Here is a 19,906-nt window from a genome sequence, read left to right as displayed (position 1 = left end):
CTATCTACAGACGGTTTAATTTATGGTCCAAAAAAGGGATTTTGAATGAACTGTTTCGCGCATTATCTCGTGATGCGGACATGGATTGGGTCTTCATTGATGGCAGTATTGTCAGGGCTCATCAACATAGTTGCGGTGCAAGAACTGCTGACAATGAATCAATTGGAAAGAGCCGAGGTGGAAATTCTACGAAAATTCATCTTGCAGTCGATAGCGGAGGGTTGCCTGTTTATTATGAATTATCCTGTGGAAATACGCATGATATCGTCCATGCAGAGTCACTCGTAGCTAATTGCCCAACAAGTAATATGGTTGTCGCAGATAAAGGCTACGACAGTGAAAAACTGAGAGCGTTTGTTCGTGATAATAACGCTACACCCGTTATTCCACGTAAGGGCAACAGTTTAGTAGGCAATGAAGATATTGACTGGTGCATGTACAAATATCGGCACTTGGTTGAGAATGCATTTGGCCGTATTAAGCAATATAGAGGGATAGCCACGCGGTATGAAAAGCTTGAACGAAATTATCATTCAATGCTCGCTTTAGCATTTACTATGATGTGGCTACCAATGTGGGCTGATTGATATATGTACTACAAAGATCAACAGCCCCTAGTATGTAGATATAGTTAGTTAATCCATTATAGTTACAATTTTTTGTTATTCTAATGGCTTAGGATTATATCAATGCTTGCGTAGTACTAAATGCAAGCGATATAATCCGTTTTTGGTAATAGGTTTGATAGGAGAAGCAAAATAGATGGATTTTTTTTATGAATAAACTTAAGCCGCTCGGTTTTATTTTCTTAATCATAGTTCTATTTTGTTTCTGCATAAACATAGAGTTAACTAATCAGATCAACCGTATAAATCTATTTCAGACTAATATTGATATACGAAGTTTCGAGATCACGAATACCTCCCTTGATATGGCTCCTTGGTATAATCCCATTTTAAATGGCCATTATATAATTGAGCAGCCAACAGCTGATTTTTTACTTATCAAAACCTCTGATACCCAATTTGTAGCAGCTGATTCTAATAAGTTAATCATGATGACGCTCGCATCACCCATGAACTTTTTATTTTTATGTATATTGATATTTGGCTCAGGTATCTACTTACGTAGAGAACGTAGAAAACGTCATTATAAAAATCAAATAGCGGAGCTTAACCGCCAAGCCAATAGTTTACTTACGGCATTTAATTTGCAAGTAAAACCAGCAGAGAACCCCTTAGGTGTAAGCAGCTTAAGCCAATCAATAAATAGTTTAAATACACATGTTGATAATTATGTAAAGCAAACACAAACAAGTATATGCCAAGACAACACGGCAAGATCATTATAAATTGAACTTATAGAGCAAGTAGTGATCAGATCAAGGCATAATAATTACTTGGTCGCATAAATATGAGCACTACTTTTCTGAAACATTTTAATTCAATTACAGATCCTCGCATTGAACGTTGTAAAAAGCATGAACTTATCGATATTCTTCTCCTTGCTATTAGCGCTGTGCTCTCTGGTGCAGAAGGATGGGAAGATATTGAAGACTTTGGGCACCTAAAACTTGATTGGTTAAAAAAATACGGTACGTTCAACGCAGGAATTCCAAAACATGACACGATTGCTCGCGTCATGTGTCGGTTAAAAGCAAATGAAATAGAAAGGGCATTTCAATCTTGGATATCATCACTGATTGAAACTACAGGTGCAGATATCATCGCTATCGATGGCAAAACCGCACGGCGTTCATTTACCACAAAAGACAGAAAAAGTGCCTTACACACGGTCAGTGCATGGAGTTGCCAACACCAGTTAGTGCTTGGGCAGACGGCTGTTGATAATAAAACAAATGAAATCACCGCAATACCAGAATTACTCACCCTGCTCGATATTGAAAACAGTATCATTACGTTAGATGCGATGGGATGCCAACAAGAAATAGCAAAACAAATCATCCAACAAAAAGCAGATTATATTCTTGCACTTAAAGGTAATCATTCAGGCATGCAAAAGGAACTAGAAGCGTGGTGGCACAAGTGCGAGCGTGAAAGGTTAACTAAGCATAATTGTGATGAACATACCGAAATAAGCTCAGGACATGGGCGTGTTGAAACACGTACATGCCAGCAGTTACTTATAGATAAAAGCTGGCTAGGCAAGGATTATCGTTGGCCTGGCTTAACGAGTATTATTAAGGTCAGGGCTGAAGTTCATGATAAGTCGGCAGGGTCGGATACCACTGAAACACGCTGGTATATAAGTTCATTAGACTTAAATGCAGCGCAAGCACTCAATGCAGTACGCAGTCACTGGCAGGTTGAAAGCATGCATTGGATGCTTGATATGAACTTCAGAGAAGATGAATCGAGAATACGCAAACTTCAAGGGCCATTAATGTTTAATGTAATGCGAAAGATAGCCATGGCGCTTTTTAAACAAGATGCATCTAAGTCAGCAAGTATGGCGAGGAAAAAGAAAATGGCAGGGCTAGACGATGATTACCGCTCAACCCTGCTAGAGTCTGGGATTAAAATGCGCTAGCCGTGGCCAAGACAAACTGACGCTGTTAATTGACCGCCATGCTTATATTGAACATATCGACAGACAAATTAATCATGCTAACCAAGAAGATCTCAAATGCGCACTCCTGTTTATCGACCTTGATGGCTTTAAACAAGTAAACGACTCATTTGGTCATAGTTTTGGTGATGAAATATTAGTTCAAGTTGCTACTCGCCTTGCCAATGTTCTACGCCACCATAAATTAAGTAATATAAATAGTGCTAACCAATTAGAACAAAACTTATCGAGGTTGGGAGGAGATGAATTTTCCATTTTTATAGAGTTACTTGATGATAGCGACAGAGTTGTTGAAATTGCTAAACACGTGCTTAGTGAGCTTGAAAAAGACTTTGTGCTAGGTAACAAAATAGTAAAAATTAGTGCCAGCATTGGTATTGCGGCTTATCCAGAAAGTGCATCAACGCCGCAGGCTCTTTTGCAATTAGCTGACGTGGCTATGTATAGGGCTAAAAGCGATGGTAAGGGGATATTTAAAGTTTACTCACCAGAAATGGGTAACAAAATGCGCCGTTACCATTATTTACTCGAAGAGCTACGCATAGCAGTCGCTTGTAAAGATTTGTACTTATCTTTTCAGCCAATTGTGCATGTTGAAGATTGTATGATTGATTACTTCGAAGCGCTTACACGCTGGGACCACCCAGTTGAGGGTATGATCCCCCCTTCAGAGTTTATACCAATAGCAGAGGAGTCTAATTTAATATTAGAGCTTGGCGATTGGATTATGCTTGAATCGTGTCGGCAAATGGCTGCTTGGCACAATGCAGGTATGCGCAAAGTAAAAATATCTGTTAACGTTTCGGGCATTCAACTAAAGCATCGTGATGTTTATGATTGGGTAATGAAAAAACTTAAAAAAACCGGCTTACCCGCTACGTCCTTAATGCTGGAAATTACCGAATCAACTTTCATTAAAGCCAGTCCAAGAATTATTAAAGAGCTAAGTAGGCTAAGAGAAGAGGGTATCACTATTGCTATTGATGACTTTGGTACAGGTTTTAGTTCTTTAAGTACATTAGCGGATTTACCAATAGATGTTATTAAAATTGATCGCTCGTTTATAGCACAAGCCAATAAAAGCCAAAAATATAACGATATATTAAATACAATTAGTGATCTTGGGAAAAAGCTAGGTCTTAAAATTGTTGCAGAAGGCGTTGAAGAAATAGGGCAGTTTGAACTCGTTAAAAAAATGGGTGTGAGCTCTGTTCAGGGATATTTAGTTAGCCGCCCTGAGTCATCGGTTAATGTAGGTAATAAAGTATTACGCAATAACACCAGTAACCTTTCAGCATCGGGTACAAGTGCTTGGGATATTGTTAGTTAGTTACACATAAAAATGCCACTCGAAATAGAGTGGCATTCTTTGTGCAATCAGTAATTATTGTATTAAAAATCAAATGTGCGTGAAATAGCAAGTACAATACGCTCATCAGACGCATCATTATCTAAGCTTGTGTTTTCAGCGGCCACTTCAATACCAAAACCTTCGTAGCTTGTTTGGTATGCTAAGCGGTAGTGGTGGTATGATTTATCACCCTTGTTCTCATCCCACTCAAACTTATCACCATCAAGTGAGTTTGAAATATCAAAGCTGGCACGTAGTGCATGGTTTGGAGCCAGCTCATACGTGTGAGCAATCATCGAAATAACATGCCCTGTATCGTAACCAAAGTAGTCCCAGCTGTACCAAAAGTTAAGTTCAGTTTGGCCGTACTCACTTGCATAACCAAACTTAGTGTAAGCCTCAGCGTAGTTACCATCGCTGTTATTACCTTGATAAGTGTAATAAGCAATACCGTAATCAACACTAAATTGCTCATCAAGTTGTACATACTTACCAATGTAAGCATCAAGTTCAAAATCGGTATCGTCACCAAAATCTACATTTGAAGCCCATGCACCTGCATATACACCGCTTTCAAAGGCATAGTCTAAGCTACCTTGAATTGCAGGGTTGCTATCTGTTTGGCTTACACCATTAAAAGTGTAGTCAGACGCTGCAGTGATTGTTGTTGACCAATCAGCTGCTGCAGTGGTTGATAAAAGTGCTAATGGTAGTGCTACTACAAGTTGTTTTAGTTTGTTATTCATTATTAATCCCTAGTGTACTGTGTCTATTTTTGTGTAATCAATTTCGTTTGCTTTTGGTGAGCTGTCTATGTTTGTAACTGTTTTAAACTTGCTGTATCCGATAAAACCAGCACAGATAAAGAACAATCCAATAACTAATGCGCCTACCCACTGAATTTGTAAAAATTCTAATTTAAACAATAGTGTAAGTAGTGATAGAGCAACAATGTTTCCGACTATGTATTTCATTTTACCAAAACGCTTTACAGTAAAGTTTAGGTTATCTGTATATAAACGCACTAACGAATCGAGTGAGTTAATTACAAATACAATACCTACAAATACCATTGCAAAGTTTTTAATGCCTTGTGTTGGAATGCCCGCTTCATGGTAGTGATAAAGTACGCTAAACCAAATCGCAATCGGAATTGATGGAAATATTAACATTGCACCTAATACTTGGTATGTTTTAAGTCCACCAACAAAGCGTGATGTAAATTGACCAATCATTATGCTCCACGCAAACCACCAGAATAAGTAGAACTCATGGTAATCATTAAGCGGTAAAACAAATTCATTAATGTTTGCAAAGTAAGTACCAATAGAGCCTAAGTTATCTGTAAATGCTGACATTTGACTATCACCAATCACAAATGCGCCAGCCCACATAAAGGCGATTAAAGCTAAAAATAACCACGTAGTAGAAATACTTAAAATACGTACATATTTAATATCAGTACTTGAGTACACAGCAAAACAGATAGCCGCAAACACAATTAAGTAAAATTCAGAAACTATACTTGTTCCATCACCTAGTCCGGGTAAATACCACGGTAGGTTTGTAAGCAGCAAATAAGCGGTAAATGCACATGTACCAATAATTACAACGTTATTGATAAATTTAACCCAAGGAATTTCGAAAAATTTCACTTTAGGTTCTATTACACAGAAATAAAAGCACGTAAGAAAGTAAAATCCCCAGATCAAAAATCCCCAGTAGCCAAACTCAATAGCCAGTGGATTTGCAAACGCGTATTCTGGGCTTGCTTTTATGTCTGCATAACCTGCAAACTCAGTTAAAGGAAACATGATAAGGCCAACATCTAGGCCAGAAGTAAATAGTATTGCTATAAACGTAAAGGTTCGAACTGGTGTTACACCTACTACGCGAACATTACCCCATTTAATTAAAATAGTGATAATGGCAAGTAAGGTAAAAATGATCCCTGCATTAAGCCAAATAGTCATTGTTACCCTCCAGTAATGAATAAAAATAATTCATAAGCACTCCGTATTTTATTGTTTTATTCTCGCATTAACACAACGTAACCTATTTACATCGTGTGCCACTGCAAGGCACGCATTGGCTTAGCCCGACGAGACTAAACCTAAGCATGTGGCTAAAGTTAGATCTCCGTACTACGTTGTGTTTCTTGCCAGTTTGTTGTTATGGCAACATTCACATCCGATTTCTGTAATGGGTCTTTACCTAAAATTATGTCAGCTGCTTTTTCGGCAACCATAATAGTAGGTGCATTTAAGTTTCCATTAGGAACTGTTGGGAATATAGATGAGTCAACAACACGTAGTCCTTCAATACCATGTACTTGCGTATTTGAATTAACAACGGCCATATCATCTTCACCCATTTTGCATGAGCAAGAAGGGTGGTAGGCACTTTCTACGGCTTGGCGTACAAAGGCATCTATTTCTTCATCTGTTTGAATATGTTTACCAGGTTGAATTTCTTCATCGCGATATTCATCAAAGGCACTTTGTTCGATTATGTCGCGTGTTAAGCGAACGCACGCTCTAAAGCCTTCAATATCGTCTTGATGCTCAAGGTAATTAAATAAAATTGTTGGTGGTTGCTCAGGATTTGCAGAAGCAATAGTCACACTACCACGGCTTTTTGGTTTGTTATGACCAACATGTACCTGAAAACCATGACCTGCAAATGCACTTCTACCATCGTAACGCATAGCCGCTGGTAAAAAGTGATACTGAATATCTGGCCATTCAACACCTGGTTTTGAGCGAATAAACGCGCACGATTCAAAATGATTCGTTGCACCTAAACCCGAACGCGTTAATAACCAGCGCGCGCCAATCAAACCTTTTGAAACAATGCCTAGCTTGCCGTTAAGCGTGATAGGTTGCTTACACTTGTATTGAAAGTAAAACTCAAGATGATCTTGTAAGTTTTGACCAACACCAGGTAGATGATGTTGTACTTCAACGCCTGCTTTTTCAAGCGCTTGTGTGTCACCAATACCAGAGAGTTGTAAAATATGTGGAGAGCCGATTGGGCCTGCACTTAATACAACGTCTTTTTCAGCATGTGCAGTTTTAACGTCGCCATTTACTTTGTATTCGATGCCAGTAGCTTTCTTGCCATCTAAAATCACGCGTTGTGCTAGTGCACCTGTAATAATCGTTAAATTACTACGCGATTTAACAGGGTCTAAATACTCACGAGAAGCAGAGCTGCGCACGCCGTCTTTTACGGTCATGTGCATTGGGCCAAAACCCTCTTGCTGCGACGCATTATAATCATCTGTAGAAGCGTAACCGGCTTGTACACCTGCTTTGATAAAGGTGCGGTAAAGCGGGTTTTTCATTTCGTTGCCGTTATTAACGCCAAGCGGGCCTTTGCCACCACGGTAAGTATTTTCACCAAGGTAAAAGCTTTCTGCCTTTTGAAAATACGGTAAACACGATTGGTAATCCCAGCCGTTTGCACCGTGTTGCTGCCATTCGTCAAAATCTTTAGCGTGGCCACGCACATACACCATGCCATTAATAGATGACGAGCCGCCTAATACTTTGCCTCGTGGGCAATGCATTTCACGGTTATCTAAATGAGGCTCAGGCTGCGTATGAAACTGCCATGCGTATTTGTCACTATTCATAGGAATAGATAACGCGGTTGGCATTTTTATAAAGATACTTTTATCGCTACCGCCAGTTTCAAGTAGTAACACGCGGTTACTTGAATCTTCAGATAAACGATTGGCTAAAACACAACCCGCCGAACCCGCGCCAACAATAATATAGTCGTAATGATTACTCATAGTAGGGCGCCTTAAAATGGGCTTTCTATGTCGGCCATACCAACATAAATAGACTTAGTTTGCGTGTATTGATCAAGCGTTTGTATACCATTTTCACGGCCAATACCCGATTGCTTATAACCGCCAACTGGCATTTCAGCCGGTGAGTTACCGTATGCATTAATCCAACAAATACCGGCTTGTAACTTATGAATTACGCGGTGAGCACGTTTAATATCACTCGTAAATACGCCAGCAGCTAAGCCTAGGTGTGTACCGTTAGCGCGTGCAATCACATCGTCTTCGTCGTCAAAAACAAGCACGCTCATTACTGGGCCAAATATTTCTTCTTTAACGATAGTCATGTCGTCATTACAATCAATAAACACAGTCGGTGCTACAAAATAGCCATTAGGTGCAGATTCTGGTGAAAGCGTTGTACCACCAGTTAAAAGCGTTGCACCTTCTTCTATGCCTTTATTAACGTAGCTCATTACTAGTTCTTGATGCTTTTTAGAAATAAGTGCGCCAAAGTTTGTATTTAAATCTTGTGGGTCGCCAGCAATAATGTTTTTCTCAGTGCGCGCTTTAAGCTCATCAATAAATTGCTGATATACATTTTTATGAACGTAAATACGTGTACAGTTAGTACAAATTTCGCCTTGCGTATAAAAATTACCTAACATGGCCGCGCTAACTGCTTGCTCAATGTTGGCGTCATCGAATACTAATAGTGGAGATTTCCCACCAAGTTCCATCGTGACATCTTTTAAAGTACCGGCAGCACTTGCTACTACTTTTTTACCTGTGCCTACTTCACCCGTGAACGATACTTTGTCAATCTCGCTATGCTGCGTTAGCCACTGGCCTACATCGCCCGCGCCTTGAACCACATTAAACACACCTGCAGGTACGCCAGCTTCAACAAATACTTCTGCAAGTTTAAGAGCGCCCAGTGGTGTTTCTTCTGATGGTTTGAATATAAATGCATTACCAGCAGCAAGGGCAGGGCCCGACTTCCAACATGCAATTTGTAGTGGGTAGTTCCATGCACCAATACCCGCACAAATACCTAATGGTTCTTTGCGTGTGTAGTAAAAGTCATCACCAACCATTTGTTGTTGGCCTACTTGTGCTGGCGCAAGACCTGCAAAGTATTCAATTACATCAGCGCCAGTTTCAATATCAACACAATTTGCTTCTTGCATTGGTTTACCGGTGTCGAGTACTTCTACAAGTGCTAGTTCATCGTTGCGCTCGCGTAAAATAGCCACTGCTTTTAATAAAATGCGGCTACGTTCAATGGGTGTCATTGCTGACCACTGAGCAAAACCTTGCTTTGCACTCTCAATGGCTGCGTTTTGAATAAATTCGTCGGCAATTTCTACTGCGTAAATAACCTCGCCCGTTGCTGGGTTTGTTACATCAAATGTTTTGCCGTTCTGGTTTGCAAGAAAATGGCCGTTAATAAAATTTTGATAGACAGGTGTAGTCACGCTAGGCTCCATATTGCTTGATAAGTGAAAGTACATAGCTTTTTGCTAACTTTTCACAGTGTTTAAACTGATTATTGTCTGATTTACTCAGTACTGCTCTTAACCATAGGCCATCGATCATTGCGGCGCTAAGTTCTGCAGCTTGATTTGCTTGCTCAATAGGCATTAACTGTTTAAAAGAAAATGCTAAATTACTTTGCAAGCGTTTACTGTTTACATTTTGTAGTCGGTGTAATTCTTCATCATGCATCGATTGCGCCCAAAAACTTAACCACGTTCGGGTGGTATCATTACGCTGTTGTACAAGCGCAAAGTTGGCTTCGATAATAAACATTAAACGTTCAGTCGCATTTGTTTGATGATTTACCTTGCCTATCAAGTCTTGTTTTAAGCTTGTTAGTAAGTATCGAACAGTGGCTTCAATCAGCCCCTGCTTACCACCAAAATAATGACTAATAATACCCGACGATAAACCTGCATTTTTACTAATGCTGTTTATAGTCGTTCCTTGTAATCCATTCGTCGCAACAGATTCTATAGTTGCGTCAATTAACTGCTGACGCCTGACAGGTTCCATTCCAACTTTAGGCATAATTTTTATTAATTGAACGTTCAATAAAGATAAGCTTAAGGTAATAGCTCTAACAATTCAAGGTTGAGGTAAATATCTAGATGCCAAAATGTAGATTAATCATTAATAAAAGTGCAACTAATGCGATAAAGAAGATAAAATTTTATTTTATTTAATTTCTTATAAAACATGGTGTTGCAAGGTTTTTTTTGAGATTAAATAATAGTAATGATTTGTTTACAGCAATAAATGAATAAAATGTGTAAAAATCGTTAGTGCAGTAATAGTTAGAGCACTAATAGTATTATTTTAATGCAAAAGCGCACTAAACCTGTAATTGCTTAGTGCTCTAATAAATTTATATAGAGAGTAAACTTTATGGTTTTATCGTTTTAAAGCGCTTGGTTTTGAAAGGTCAGGTATTATTAATAACACCTTTAAAAAGGAGAGGGTAACGTCTTAGTCTATTGCCAATATAGTCATCAGCTAAAATTTGCTGGCAAATGAAATCAATATCTTTGCTTGCTTCAAAAACCCAATCAAAGCGCTCTATAGCCAGTAAAAAACCACGCTTTAAATGAGTTTGAGCACGGTACTGTTCTAAATTGTCTTGAATAATAGAGACTTTGCTTGGATCAGATCTAAGCTCTTCTACTACTTGGTTTATAAAAGTAGTATTGAGCTTACTGGTAGGGCGGTGTCTGAGTTTTCGTGGGTGCATTAGCTCTCGTTTGCAATGTTATATAATTTTTTCAAAAAGTCGTCTTTATGCTTTTCATGTTCATAGTCAAGGTGGTAAGTATTATGAAAACCAAAGCGCAGCTCCACGCCGCTACCTTGTAGGTATACTGTGTAACCATCTACGTCTGAATAAGCAGTAACGCCTTGATAATGCTTACCTTCATCAGTCATTTCACCTTTTTGAATTATACGTTCATACACGGCTAAAATCTGTTTATTGTCGAGTTCGTTTTTCATGTCTTATACCTTTTATTTGATAACTCATACGATACAGATATGAGGGTCGATCATCTTAAAAACAATAGCTAAAAAAGTGTGATATTGCTTTGTAATTTAGCTTTTTTAAATTATGCTCAAAACTCATTTATTGTTGAGCTTACACCATGATAGACAAGGCGTTACTACTAAAAACTCGTGAGTTATCGGATCAATTAATTGCATTGCAAACGCCTATTAGGATACTTGATGCTATTAATTGGGATAAACAAACTAAAGAAGAGTTTTTTAGACAGAAATGTCAAAAAAACCCACTTATCGATCGTGCATACTATCAACAGCGCGACCTTGGTTTTGTACCTAGCGAGTTACGCCAAGCGTTTTCTACTTTGCACCGTAACATTATTAACCAACTGGGGCAGTTAAATCCGATTGCTCAATATATGGGAAAAATGTGCACTGAGTATAAAACGGTATTAAGTATGCTTGAATATCGAGGTACGCCAGAATTTCATGACTTATCGGTGGAGTTATTTGGTCACCCTAAAGACTTATTCCATGCCGGTGAGCCCTCACTCTCTGAGCTAGCTAATATGCTAGATAAACCGCTGCAAAATTTACTAATAGCCGACATACTGCCTGACGACCCTAAAAATATTGATGCTGTTGATGCTGTACGTATTTTGTCTGAGCAAGTAAACGCTAGTATGGCAGGNTAATGCTTAGCGATGGTATTGTCAGTGATGCAGCCGCCGGTGCTAATAATATTAAGCTTAATCAAGATGTTAAATTTTCTCAGCGTGAACTTGATATATTGGAAGTTCATGAAGGGTGGATACACGTAGGTACCACTCAAAATGGTTTAGCACAGCCGTATTTAACATGTTTAAGTAAAGGCACGCCTAGCTCCACTATTACCCAAGAAGGCTTAGCGGTATTAACCGAAATTATTACATTAAAATCGACTCCGAGACGTTTATCTAAATTAGTGAATCGTATTCAAGCGGTTACAAAGGTAATAGATGGCGCTGAGTTTGTAGACATTTACCGTGACTATGTCGCGCAAGGTTTATCAAAAGATGACAGTTACACACTCGCGCAGCGTGTATTTAGAGGCAGTACGCCAACAGGTCTGCCTTTTACAAAAGACATTGCCTACATTAAAGGCTTTGTACTGGTATATAACTTAATTCGCGTAGCAATACAGCTAGGTCGAATAGATAGGCTTCCTTTATTACTCGTAGGTAAAATATCGATAGATGATTTTAGGTTAATATCGCAGCTTCATGATTTAGGTGTAATAGAGAGCCCACAATTTGTGCCACCACACTTTAAAGACTTACGTGGTTTGGCAACGTGGTTGAGCTTTGGCCGCTTTATTGGCGACTTATCGTTTGAAAAGTTAGAAAACGATTATAAACCGTTATTTTTATAATTAATCAACATAACTACCGACATAAAAAAAGCCCATAACGGGCTTTTAAAATAAAGTACTTTAGGTTTTATTATCGAGCGTTGGTGCTTTCAAATATTTTGTCAGCTGAGGCTGCAACAAAACCTGTATAAAGCTCGCCGTCTGCTTTAGGGTAACGAATAGCAAACTCATAAAAACAGCTAGGAATGCTCATATCACCGTCACTAAAGGTAACAGAGTATTCATCAGCAAGTGTTGACGATTGCTCTAGTAACACCTCTGGTGAGCCTTTGACCTCGCCGCCTGACGTGTTAAGCGAAAAGCCAGCGTCTTTCAGGGCTTGGTTAACATCATGAATGTTATCAAACTTAGCAAGCGTATTAATGTTTACGGTAAAGTGATTGGCACGGTAACCCCACGCCGACATCCACGCCGCATATTCGCTTTCAGCTAGCAGTTGTTTGTAAGTATCGGTGCTTACTTGCCAATGCGTGCCTGAATACAAAAAGTTATCAGCAGTTACTGCGCTTTCGTCAATTTGGCTTACCATGTCAGTTACGATGGCTTGTAACTCTGGCGAGCATTTTTCGACTAACAGCTCAGAGATAAACACTTTTGGCTGATTAGGGTCGCTATGCTCGTAGTGCTTTGCGTAAAGTTTTTTAGCTTCAAAGTGGTACTCACCACACTCTTTGTAACCAATCGCAAGAAAGTGAGCTGCGAGTTTTTCAAGACCCACTTTTTCAATATTAAATGTACGCAGCGCAATATGATCGTTAATGATGTCATCTTTTTGCGTTGACCCTAAAAGGTCATGAATTTTGTCTGCCGATGGAGTTACGTTTAAGTAATTTTTCCAAAGGTTATTAAATAATGTATTTACATCAGTATGCATGTTAAGTCCTTAAATTTAAAATTTGGTTTTATTACTTATTCAATTATTAAGCCCGGCGCTAGGGTTTGCGGTAAGCTCACTTTGTCTGACTCAACAGATGCTACAGGGTATGCGCAATAATCGGCGGCATAATAGGCACTGGCTCTGTGATTACCACTGGCGCCAATACCGCCAAATGGAGCTGCACTTGAGGCACCCGTAATAGGGCGGTTCCAGTTAACAATACCGGCACGGATGCGCTTTAAAAAGTGAGTGTAGTCATCTTCGTTATCAGCCAATAAACCTGCAGATAAACCAAAGCTTGTGTTATTGGCTTCAATGATTGCGCTGTCAAAGTCATCAAAGCGATACACTTTAATTAGCGGTCCAAAATGTTCTTCATCTGGCATGTCGGTAATGTTTGTTACATCAATAATGCCTGGACTTACAAAGCCTGTGCCTGATTTTAATTGCTTAAGTTCAACAAGGATTTGCGCGCCTTTTGAGACTAATTCACTTTGCGCGGCAACCATACCCAGTGCTGCTTTTTCGCTTATCATCGCACCCATAAAAGGCTGCTCTGTAGCAAAGCTGTCGTCTACAACTATATTTTTAGTTGCGCTTATTAGCTTTTCTAAAATAGCATCGCCGTTGGCTGATTTTTCAATAAATAAGCGGCGTGCACACGTACAGCGCTGACCTGAGGTAGTAAAGCCTGATTGAATAATATCGTGCACAGCAGCGCTTACATCACTCACATCTTTTACAATCAGTGGATTATTACCGCCCATTTCAAGCGCTAAAATCTTACCGGGGTGTCCAGCAAACTGTTTATGTAGTAAGTGACCTGTGTTTGAGCTACCGGTAAAAAACAAGCCATCTATATTTTTATGAGAGGCAAGTGCTTTACCTGTTTCAATTTCACCTTGCACAAGGTTAATAACACCCGCTGGTAAGCCCGCTTTTAGCCAAAGTGAGAGGGTAAATTCTGCCACGTGCGGAGTAAGCTCTGATGGCTTAAATACCACTGTGTTGCCAGCTAGAATTGCAGGAACAATATGTCCGTTTGGTAAATGCCCAGGGAAGTTATACGGGCCAAAAATAGCCACAACGCCATGCGGTTTGTGTCTAATAAACGCTTTAGCACCGGGCATTGGGTTTTCGGTTGTACCGGTACGCTCATGGTAGGCTTTTACAGATATAGCTACTTTACCTGTCATTGCGCCTACTTCGGTGCGGGTTTCCCATAATGGCTTTCCTGTTTCGCGTGCAATTATGGTCGCAAATTCTTCGCTGTGTTCTTTTAATTGTGCTGCGAAGCTTTCAAGAATGACTATACGCTCTACAAGTGGTTTGTCTGCCCATTGTAATTGCGCAGCTCTGGCTGCTTTTATAGCCGAATCTACTTGATCAGCGTTTGCGCCATTACCTTGCCATACCACATCGCCATTACTTGGATTGATTGACTCAAATACTGGGCCAAGGCCTGTATGCCACTGGTTATTAATTAGGTGTGTATTCATAAATTATTTACAGGCGGAAAAATCGCGCTGCGTCTCCTTGGCTTAAATTAAGCGCCTTAGCCACATCTTGGCTAATGACGAGAGTATGTTTTGCATGATTGTAATGTGCGTCTTTGGTAAATGTTGCTCTAAAGCCACTTACGCCTTGATTACATACAGCCAGCGTATCTGAGCTATTTTGTGATATGTGATCAAGCTCACCAATAGTAATAGGGCAAACTTGAGAGTCACGAATGCTGCGAATATTACCAAGCTTTGCTTCAACCGTTGGGCCTGCGTCAAATAAGTCAACGTAGCCTCTGTGCTCAAAACCTTCTTTTTCTAATAATTTTAGCGCAGGTTTTGTTTTTTCATGCACATGCCCAATAACAGCTTGGGCTTTTTTGCTAAGCAAGTTCACATAAATAGGGTACTTAGGCATTAACTCGCTAATAAATACTTTATCGCCTAAGCCCACTAAGTGATCCGCTTCTGGAAATTCGATACTAAAAAAGTGCTCTTGCAGCCATTGCCAAAAAGGAGAGTGGCCGTCTTCGTCGCTAACACCGCGCATTTCTGCGATAACAGTATCGGCAAAACGCTCGCTATGCTGAGCCATAAACAAAAAGCGTGAACGCGATAAAAATCGACCCGTTAGGCCTTTACGACTATTTTCGCGCAAAAATAATGTGCATATTTCAGAGCAGCCTGTGTAGTCGTTACACATGCTTAAAATATCAACGGTGTTATATACATTTAAAGTAGGTGAGTGGTGTACTGTTTTACCTAAATGATAATGATATAAAGGCACCGATAAACCTACCGCAGCTTCTATAGCGGTTGTACCAATAACGTCACCTGTTTCACTGTCTTCTAAAACAAATAAATAGCTTTCATCAAGTGGCTGGTTAATGTTTTTGGCAAAGCTTTTTTCAGCACGTTCAATTTTTTCTTTAAGCTGTGCATCGTCCACAGGCAAAGAGGTAAACCCATGGCCTGACTCAATTGCTATTTGTTTAAGCGCTTCAAAATCATTGGCAGTAATAGGACGTAATACTTGCATTTATTGCTTGCTCCAATAGCACGCCAGTAGGCGTGCTAATTTAAACTATATTAACCGTTTACTACATCGCTAACCGCTTTTTCAAAGCGCGCTAAGCCTTCTTTAATATCTTCAAACGGAATAACTAAAGACGGTGTAAAGCGAATTACATTCATGCCAGCTACAAGGTTCATTAAACCATTATTAGCACTGGCTACTAAAAAGTCGCGTGCGCGGCCTTCAAATTTGTCATTTAGTACTGCGCCAATTAATAAGCCTTTACCACGTACTTCGCTAAATACGTTGTATTTTTCATTAATTGCGTTTAATCCGTCACGGAATAATTGCTCGCGCTCTTTAACACCGTTTAGTACGTCTGGTGTATTTACTGTATCAAATGCCGCTTCGGCTACAGCACAAGCAAGTGCGTTTCCGCCATAAGTAGAACCGTGAGTACCAATTTTTAAATGCTCAGCAATAGGTGTACGAGTGATCATAGCGCCAATTGGAAAACCACCACCCAATGCTTTTGCCGTTGTTAAAATGTCAGGAACAACTCCTAAACCTTCATAAGCGTATAAATCGCCTGTGCGACCAACACCCGTTTGTACTTCATCAAAAATAAGTAACGCGTTATGTTTAGTACAAAGTTCACGTACTTTTTTAGCAAAGTCATCTGTTGGTGAAATAATACCGCCTTCACCTTGTAATGGTTCCATCATAACAGCACATGTTTTATCGCTGATCAGCGCTTCAAATGCCGCTATATCGTTAAAATCACAATGTACTATGTCAGCAGGTTTTGGACCAAAGCCATCTGAATAAGCAGCTTGCCCGCCCACAGTGACTGTGAAAAATGTTCGACCATGGAAACCTTTATTAAATGCAATAATTTGCGTTTTTTCAGCGCCATATACGTCCAGTGCATAGCGACGCGCTAGCTTAAGGGCTGCTTCGTTTGCTTCTGCGCCTGAGTTTGCAAAGTAAACTTTATCAGCGAATGTTGCTTCAACCATTTTTTGAGCTAAACGAAGTGCTGGCTCATTAGTCATAACATTCGATAAATGCCAAATTTTTTCGCCTTGCTCTTTTAATGCTTTAACTAATGCAGGATGACAGTGACCCAAACAGTTAACGGCAATACCACCGGCAAAATCAATGAACTCATTGTTATTTTGATCCCAAACGCGTGAACCTTCACCACGAACTGGAATGATTGCTGATGGATTATAGTTTGGTACCATTACGTCGTTAAATAAGTCTCTTGTTACTTGCATTTTTACACCTAAATTTAATGGGCTTAGATAAAAGATTAGTTGCTAACTCAAAGAAGAATATAGCCTTTATTCTTCAGCAAACACGTTATTATTTCTTGTAAAGGTCATTATCGAAGGTTAGCTATTAAAATTGCAGTGCTATTTTGTGAAAAATGATTAAAATAAAAGACAAAATAACGAAGAAAATAACCATTATGATAACTCCACAAGATGAAAAGCTACTTTCTGTACTAAAAACAAACGCTAGAGCGAGTATTTCTGATCTTGCTCGCATGCTTGACTTATCTCGTTCAACGGTACAAAGCCGTATGCTCAAACTAGAAGAAACGGGTGTAATTAAAGGCTATAGCGTTGATTATGGTGACGACTACCTCAGTAAAATGGTATCAGCTCATGTGTCTATAAAAGTAAGGCAAAAATTAACAACTAAAACAAATATCGAGCTTAAGCAAATTGATGCAATTTCGCAGCTTTACGCGATAAGTGGTGAGTTTGATTTAATTGCTGTAGTACAGGCTCAAAATTTAGAGCAGCTTAGCCATTTACTAGACGATATAGGAAATCTGGATGGAGTAGAGCGCACAACATCTTCTGTAATTTTAGAAACTAAATTTAAGCGTTAATCGCCATTTAAGCCCTGAGTTGTTTAATACTGTTTATATATTGGAAATGACTATAAACATTACTAAATAACGTGTAGTAAATAGTTTATAAATTCTTGATTTATTTATCTTGCGTGCTAAAATTAAAATTAGTTGGTAATTGCGTTTTTAGTAATTATATGACAAGGATTTATTTACTACTTACATGGATGTCATAGGTAGGTACTTAAGAAAAATATTAAGTACAGCCTTAAAAATTTGGCTCTACCCCATACTGAAATACTCCTGTTTTTCGATCGCGTTTGGGGTGTGCCCTAGCTGCATTTTTCCTCAGAAAGTCAAATGCTGCATTAACTGCATTTAACAATCCTTTCCTATGCTTCCTAATAATCGCTGTTAATATGCCAATCCACCAAACACCCGTTGTTTTTGCTACTGTCATTGTAGACATTTCAGTTTTGAATATCTTTTCAATACAGCCAGTTAAAAACCTTTTAAGCGTGGTTACTATTAAACTTACATAAATTAGCGCCTCTTGTAAGGTTGCGTTTGATGTTTGAAAGCCGCGTAAATTATTATAAGACTTACACTCCTTAAAAAGTAATTCAACCTGCCAGCGTAACCTATATAATTTGCCTATTTCAGTCGCTGTAAATTCATCAATAGATAAATTAGTGACTAAAAATGTATATTGTTTTTCTTTTTTTGACCAATACCCAACGACTCTTGTTAGCTTGTTTTTTATGCTAACATTCATATCAATAAGATCATTTTTAGGTAATTCGGGGAGCAATTCACATAACTTTGGGGAATGACTTCCTGTTAATTCCTGTCCATTTTGCTTAAAAGCATTATGTACTCTGACTGCTTTTCACCCCTTAGCTCTTAATACGTAAAATCCTCCTGCTTTATCTAATTCATGAATATAACTACCTGAATAATACCCTCTATCAGCAAGTAACAACTGTCCTTTCAACTCTTTAAATGTTGGAAGTTCTGTAAGCGTCTAGCGAACCACACCTAGCATCGATGTTCTGATTATCTAAAAATACCTGCTCAATGATAAATTCGGAGCAGGTGATGAAAACTTACAGAACAAGCGCACAGTGGCAGCAGCTTTTGCTGCAACGCAGTACGTTTAGTGGTACTAATATTGAATTCTGCCAACACCATAATGTCGCTATTACGACTTATTATAAACAACGTGCTTTACTGGCAAAAGACCAGCCTAATTCCACCTTGCCAGTGCACACGCAGTGCCTTACATCATCACGTTTTGTCCAGGTAAAACAAACTACTGAAGTCTGCGCGCAAACTCGTCAAAATACGCTGCAGTTTGATACGCTAACCGGCCAACTCACGTTTCCTATCGATTTAGCGACGGCCGATATCGTTGCCATTATTAAAGGGCTAACGGTATGAGGATGTTCGTTGATGTACCCACCGTCTATTTATGTGCCGATGCCGTTGATTTTCGAAAATCAATTAATGGTCTGGCGGCGTTGGTGGAAGCAGAGCTTGAACTACCCGTGCTCAGTGGTGCGCTATTTGTGTTTTGTAATAAAGGCCGTGACAAACTCAAACTGCTTTACTGGGATAACACCGGTTTTGCACTGTGGTATAAGCGATTAGATAAGCATAAGTTCAAATGGCCCAAACTCATGTCACCCACCATGACCTTAAGCGAGCAGCAATTACACTGGTTATTATCGGGTTATGATGTGATTGGACACAGTAAAATTGATGTCGCAGGTAAGAAAATGCTTTAATATTTGCGATCGATTGATGATCATCAAAGTGAGTTCAGTTAGCACTGCAAAGCCTTTGATGATGCCTTAAAATAGGCGTCATGAAAAATGAACTCGCCCTTAAACAGCGCATTGCTGAACTTGAAAAACTGTTAGCGCAGAAGGATGCCCAGATTGCGGCATTGGAAGAGCGCTGGAGCTTGGCCCAACAAAAACAATTCGGCAAAAGTGCTGAAGGCTTTGCCGGGCAAGGCGAGTTATTCAATGAAGTGGAAGAAATTGTTGAGGAAGTTGAGGCAGAGCAACAATCCATTAGCTATACCCGTAAAAAGCCGGTGCGTAAGGCACTGCCAAAAGACTTACCTCGTGAGCAGGTTATTCACGACATCATCGACAAAACCTGTGATTGCTGTGGCGGTGAGCTACATAAAATGGGTGAAGATAAGTCAGAAAAGCTTGAGTTCATACCCGCTAAAATCAAAGTGATTGAGCATATTAGGCCTAAATACGCCTGCCGTCACTGTGATAAATCCTCAACTCAGACACAGATTAAACAAGCCTCAATGCCTGCCATGCCCATCAACAAAGGCATTGCAACCAGCAGTTTGCTCAGTCAGCTTATCACCAGTAAATACCAATACGGGTTACCGCTGTATCGCCAGGAAGCGATGTTTAAGCAATACGGTATTGAACTCAGTCGACAGA

20 protein-coding genes and 2 pseudogenes are annotated in these 19,906 nt (G+C 39.5%); 9 read left to right on the top strand and 13 right to left on the bottom strand.

Features of this window, described 5'->3' with window-relative positions:
• The 4 genes and pseudogenes from L655_RS0112480 to L655_RS0112465 all read left to right on the top strand — a co-directional run.
• Nucleotides 1-587 (top strand): IS5 family transposase (locus L655_RS0112480; protein ID WP_024603875.1); only part of this gene is annotated, 587 nt, incomplete at its 5' end.
• Nucleotides 588-931: 344 nt separating this feature from the next.
• Nucleotides 932-1,351 (top strand): hypothetical protein, encoded by a 420-nt coding sequence (locus L655_RS0112475; RefSeq protein WP_024605194.1) that lies wholly within the window; start codon nt 932-934, stop codon nt 1,349-1,351.
• A gap of 62 nt (nt 1,352-1,413) precedes the next feature.
• Nucleotides 1,414-2,550 carry an ISAs1 family transposase gene (locus tag L655_RS0112470; protein ID WP_008466968.1) on the top strand — a complete coding sequence of 379 codons (1,137 nt, stop codon included), beginning with the start codon at nt 1,414-1,416 and terminating at the stop codon, nt 2,548-2,550.
• Between the two features lie 7 nt (nt 2,551-2,557).
• Nucleotides 2,558-3,919: pseudogene (locus L655_RS0112465) on the top strand (bifunctional diguanylate cyclase/phosphodiesterase); the annotation flags it as partial.
• Nucleotides 3,920-3,981: 62 nt separating this feature from the next.
• Here the strand turns inward: L655_RS0112465 and L655_RS0112460 are convergent.
• From L655_RS0112460 to L655_RS0112430, 7 genes are all read right to left on the bottom strand, one after another.
• Complete coding sequence (locus L655_RS0112460) at nt 3,982-4,686, bottom strand: TorF family putative porin (protein WP_024604515.1); 705 nt, start codon at nt 4,684-4,686, stop codon at nt 3,982-3,984.
• A 9-nt stretch (nt 4,687-4,695) separates the two neighbouring features.
• Complete coding sequence (locus tag L655_RS0112455; protein ID WP_024604516.1) at nt 4,696-5,913, bottom strand: BCCT family transporter; 1,218 nt, start codon at nt 5,911-5,913, stop codon at nt 4,696-4,698.
• Between the two features lie 158 nt (nt 5,914-6,071).
• Entirely contained in the window at nt 6,072-7,739 is a 1,668-nt protein-coding gene (gene betA, locus L655_RS0112450) for a choline dehydrogenase (protein ID WP_024604517.1), read from the bottom strand.
• Between the two features lie 11 nt (nt 7,740-7,750).
• Nucleotides 7,751-9,214, bottom strand: coding sequence for a betaine-aldehyde dehydrogenase (gene betB, locus L655_RS0112445; protein WP_024604518.1), 1,464 nt, complete (start codon nt 9,212-9,214; stop codon nt 7,751-7,753).
• A gap of 1 nt (nt 9,215) precedes the next feature.
• Nucleotides 9,216-9,791 (bottom strand): transcriptional regulator BetI, encoded by a 576-nt coding sequence (gene betI / locus L655_RS0112440; RefSeq protein WP_024603276.1) that lies wholly within the window; start codon nt 9,789-9,791, stop codon nt 9,216-9,218.
• A 409-nt stretch (nt 9,792-10,200) separates the two neighbouring features.
• Nucleotides 10,201-10,506: a hypothetical protein gene (locus L655_RS0112435; RefSeq protein ID WP_024604519.1), complete on the bottom strand. Its 306-nt coding sequence runs from the start codon at nt 10,504-10,506 to the stop codon at nt 10,201-10,203.
• Nucleotides 10,506-10,763, bottom strand: coding sequence for a DUF3081 domain-containing protein (locus L655_RS0112430; protein ID WP_008169639.1), 258 nt, complete (start codon nt 10,761-10,763; stop codon nt 10,506-10,508). Before L655_RS0112430 ends, L655_RS0112435 begins: the two co-directional genes overlap by 1 nt.
• Nucleotides 10,764-10,909: 146 nt before the next feature.
• Here L655_RS0112430 and L655_RS01000000125555 point away from each other — a divergent pair.
• Nucleotides 10,910-12,177 (top strand): annotated as a pseudogene (locus L655_RS01000000125555) (flavohemoglobin expression-modulating QEGLA motif protein).
• Nucleotides 12,178-12,247: 70 nt separating this feature from the next.
• On the opposite strand, the gene L655_RS0112420 reads toward L655_RS01000000125555, so the two are convergent.
• From L655_RS0112420 to L655_RS0112405, 4 genes are read right to left on the bottom strand one after another with little or no spacing between them, the layout of a single operon-like run.
• A complete protein-coding gene (locus tag L655_RS0112420; RefSeq protein ID WP_024598144.1) occupies nt 12,248-13,051 on the bottom strand; it encodes a DUF1338 domain-containing protein in 804 nt (267 codons plus the stop codon).
• A gap of 35 nt (nt 13,052-13,086) precedes the next feature.
• Nucleotides 13,087-14,553, bottom strand: a complete 1,467-nt coding sequence (gene astD / locus L655_RS0112415) for a succinylglutamate-semialdehyde dehydrogenase (RefSeq protein WP_024604520.1) — start codon at nt 14,551-14,553, stop codon at nt 13,087-13,089.
• 7 nt (nt 14,554-14,560) lie between these two features.
• Nucleotides 14,561-15,595: an arginine N-succinyltransferase gene (gene astA / locus L655_RS0112410; protein ID WP_024598142.1), complete on the bottom strand. Its 1,035-nt coding sequence runs from the start codon at nt 15,593-15,595 to the stop codon at nt 14,561-14,563.
• A 50-nt stretch (nt 15,596-15,645) separates the two neighbouring features.
• Nucleotides 15,646-16,851 carry an aspartate aminotransferase family protein gene (locus L655_RS0112405; RefSeq protein WP_024604521.1) on the bottom strand — a complete coding sequence of 402 codons (1,206 nt, stop codon included), beginning with the start codon at nt 16,849-16,851 and terminating at the stop codon, nt 15,646-15,648.
• Between the two features lie 194 nt (nt 16,852-17,045).
• On the opposite strand from L655_RS0112405, the gene L655_RS0112400 reads away from it, so the two are divergent.
• Nucleotides 17,046-17,474 carry an Lrp/AsnC family transcriptional regulator gene (locus tag L655_RS0112400; protein WP_002958609.1) on the top strand — a complete coding sequence of 143 codons (429 nt, stop codon included), beginning with the start codon at nt 17,046-17,048 and terminating at the stop codon, nt 17,472-17,474.
• 229 nt (nt 17,475-17,703) lie between these two features.
• On the opposite strand, the gene L655_RS01000000125550 is transcribed toward L655_RS0112400, so the two are convergent.
• Nucleotides 17,704-18,210 (bottom strand): transposase, encoded by a 507-nt coding sequence (locus tag L655_RS01000000125550; RefSeq protein ID WP_342626699.1) that lies wholly within the window; start codon nt 18,208-18,210, stop codon nt 17,704-17,706.
• A gap of 114 nt (nt 18,211-18,324) precedes the next feature.
• Nucleotides 18,325-18,429, bottom strand: coding sequence for a transposase (locus L655_RS1000000128515; protein ID WP_342626700.1), 105 nt, complete (start codon nt 18,427-18,429; stop codon nt 18,325-18,327).
• 104 nt (nt 18,430-18,533) lie between these two features.
• On the opposite strand from L655_RS1000000128515, the gene L655_RS0112390 reads away from it, so the two are divergent.
• From L655_RS0112390 to L655_RS0112380, 3 genes are all read left to right on the top strand, one after another.
• A complete protein-coding gene (locus L655_RS0112390; RefSeq protein WP_024591408.1) occupies nt 18,534-18,875 on the top strand; it encodes a hypothetical protein in 342 nt (113 codons plus the stop codon).
• Nucleotides 18,876-18,877: 2 nt separating this feature from the next.
• A complete protein-coding gene (tnpB, locus tag L655_RS0112385) occupies nt 18,878-19,222 on the top strand; it encodes an IS66 family insertion sequence element accessory protein TnpB (protein WP_158001052.1) in 345 nt (114 codons plus the stop codon).
• Between the two features lie 80 nt (nt 19,223-19,302).
• Nucleotides 19,303-19,906: IS66 family transposase zinc-finger binding domain-containing protein (locus tag L655_RS0112380; RefSeq protein ID WP_024604010.1), on the top strand; the 604-nt coding region annotated here is incomplete at its 3' end.

The organism is Pseudoalteromonas sp. TAE79, assembly GCF_000498015.1.
Taxonomy (GTDB): domain Bacteria; phylum Pseudomonadota; class Gammaproteobacteria; order Enterobacterales; family Alteromonadaceae; genus Pseudoalteromonas.
The sequence above is the reverse complement of the archived record's forward strand: the minus strand, read 5'-3'. Positions and strand labels throughout refer to the sequence as shown.

What these genes read in the sequence shown, in the direction of transcription:
- L655_RS0112475 (WP_024605194.1), top strand. Translation starts at nt 932, where the DNA reads ATGGCTCCTTGGTATAATCCCATTTTAAATGGCCATTATATAATTGAG.
- L655_RS0112470 (WP_008466968.1), top strand. Translation starts at nt 1,414, where the DNA reads ATGAGCACTACTTTTCTGAAACATTTTAATTCAATTACAGATCCTCGC.
- L655_RS0112460 (WP_024604515.1), bottom strand. Translation starts at nt 4,686, where the DNA reads ATGAATAACAAACTAAAACAACTTGTAGTAGCACTACCATTAGCACTT.
- L655_RS0112455 (WP_024604516.1), bottom strand. Translation starts at nt 5,913, where the DNA reads ATGACTATTTGGCTTAATGCAGGGATCATTTTTACCTTACTTGCCATT.
- betA (WP_024604517.1), bottom strand. Translation starts at nt 7,739, where the DNA reads ATGAGTAATCATTACGACTATATTATTGTTGGCGCGGGTTCGGCGGGT.
- betI (WP_024603276.1), bottom strand. Translation starts at nt 9,791, where the DNA reads ATGGAACCTGTCAGGCGTCAGCAGTTAATTGACGCAACTATAGAATCT.
- L655_RS0112435 (WP_024604519.1), bottom strand. Translation starts at nt 10,506, where the DNA reads ATGCACCCACGAAAACTCAGACACCGCCCTACCAGTAAGCTCAATACT.
- L655_RS0112430 (WP_008169639.1), bottom strand. Translation starts at nt 10,763, where the DNA reads ATGAAAAACGAACTCGACAATAAACAGATTTTAGCCGTGTATGAACGT.
- L655_RS0112420 (WP_024598144.1), bottom strand. Translation starts at nt 13,051, where the DNA reads ATGCATACTGATGTAAATACATTATTTAATAACCTTTGGAAAAATTAC.
- astD (WP_024604520.1), bottom strand. Translation starts at nt 14,553, where the DNA reads ATGAATACACACCTAATTAATAACCAGTGGCATACAGGCCTTGGCCCA.
- astA (WP_024598142.1), bottom strand. Translation starts at nt 15,595, where the DNA reads ATGCAAGTATTACGTCCTATTACTGCCAATGATTTTGAAGCGCTTAAA.
- L655_RS0112405 (WP_024604521.1), bottom strand. Translation starts at nt 16,851, where the DNA reads ATGCAAGTAACAAGAGACTTATTTAACGACGTAATGGTACCAAACTAT.
- L655_RS0112400 (WP_002958609.1), top strand. Translation starts at nt 17,046, where the DNA reads ATGATAACTCCACAAGATGAAAAGCTACTTTCTGTACTAAAAACAAAC.
- L655_RS01000000125550 (WP_342626699.1), bottom strand. Translation starts at nt 18,210, where the DNA reads ATGAATGTTAGCATAAAAAACAAGCTAACAAGAGTCGTTGGGTATTGG.
- L655_RS0112390 (WP_024591408.1), top strand. Translation starts at nt 18,534, where the DNA reads ATGAAAACTTACAGAACAAGCGCACAGTGGCAGCAGCTTTTGCTGCAA.
- tnpB (WP_158001052.1), top strand. Translation starts at nt 18,878, where the DNA reads ATGTTCGTTGATGTACCCACCGTCTATTTATGTGCCGATGCCGTTGAT.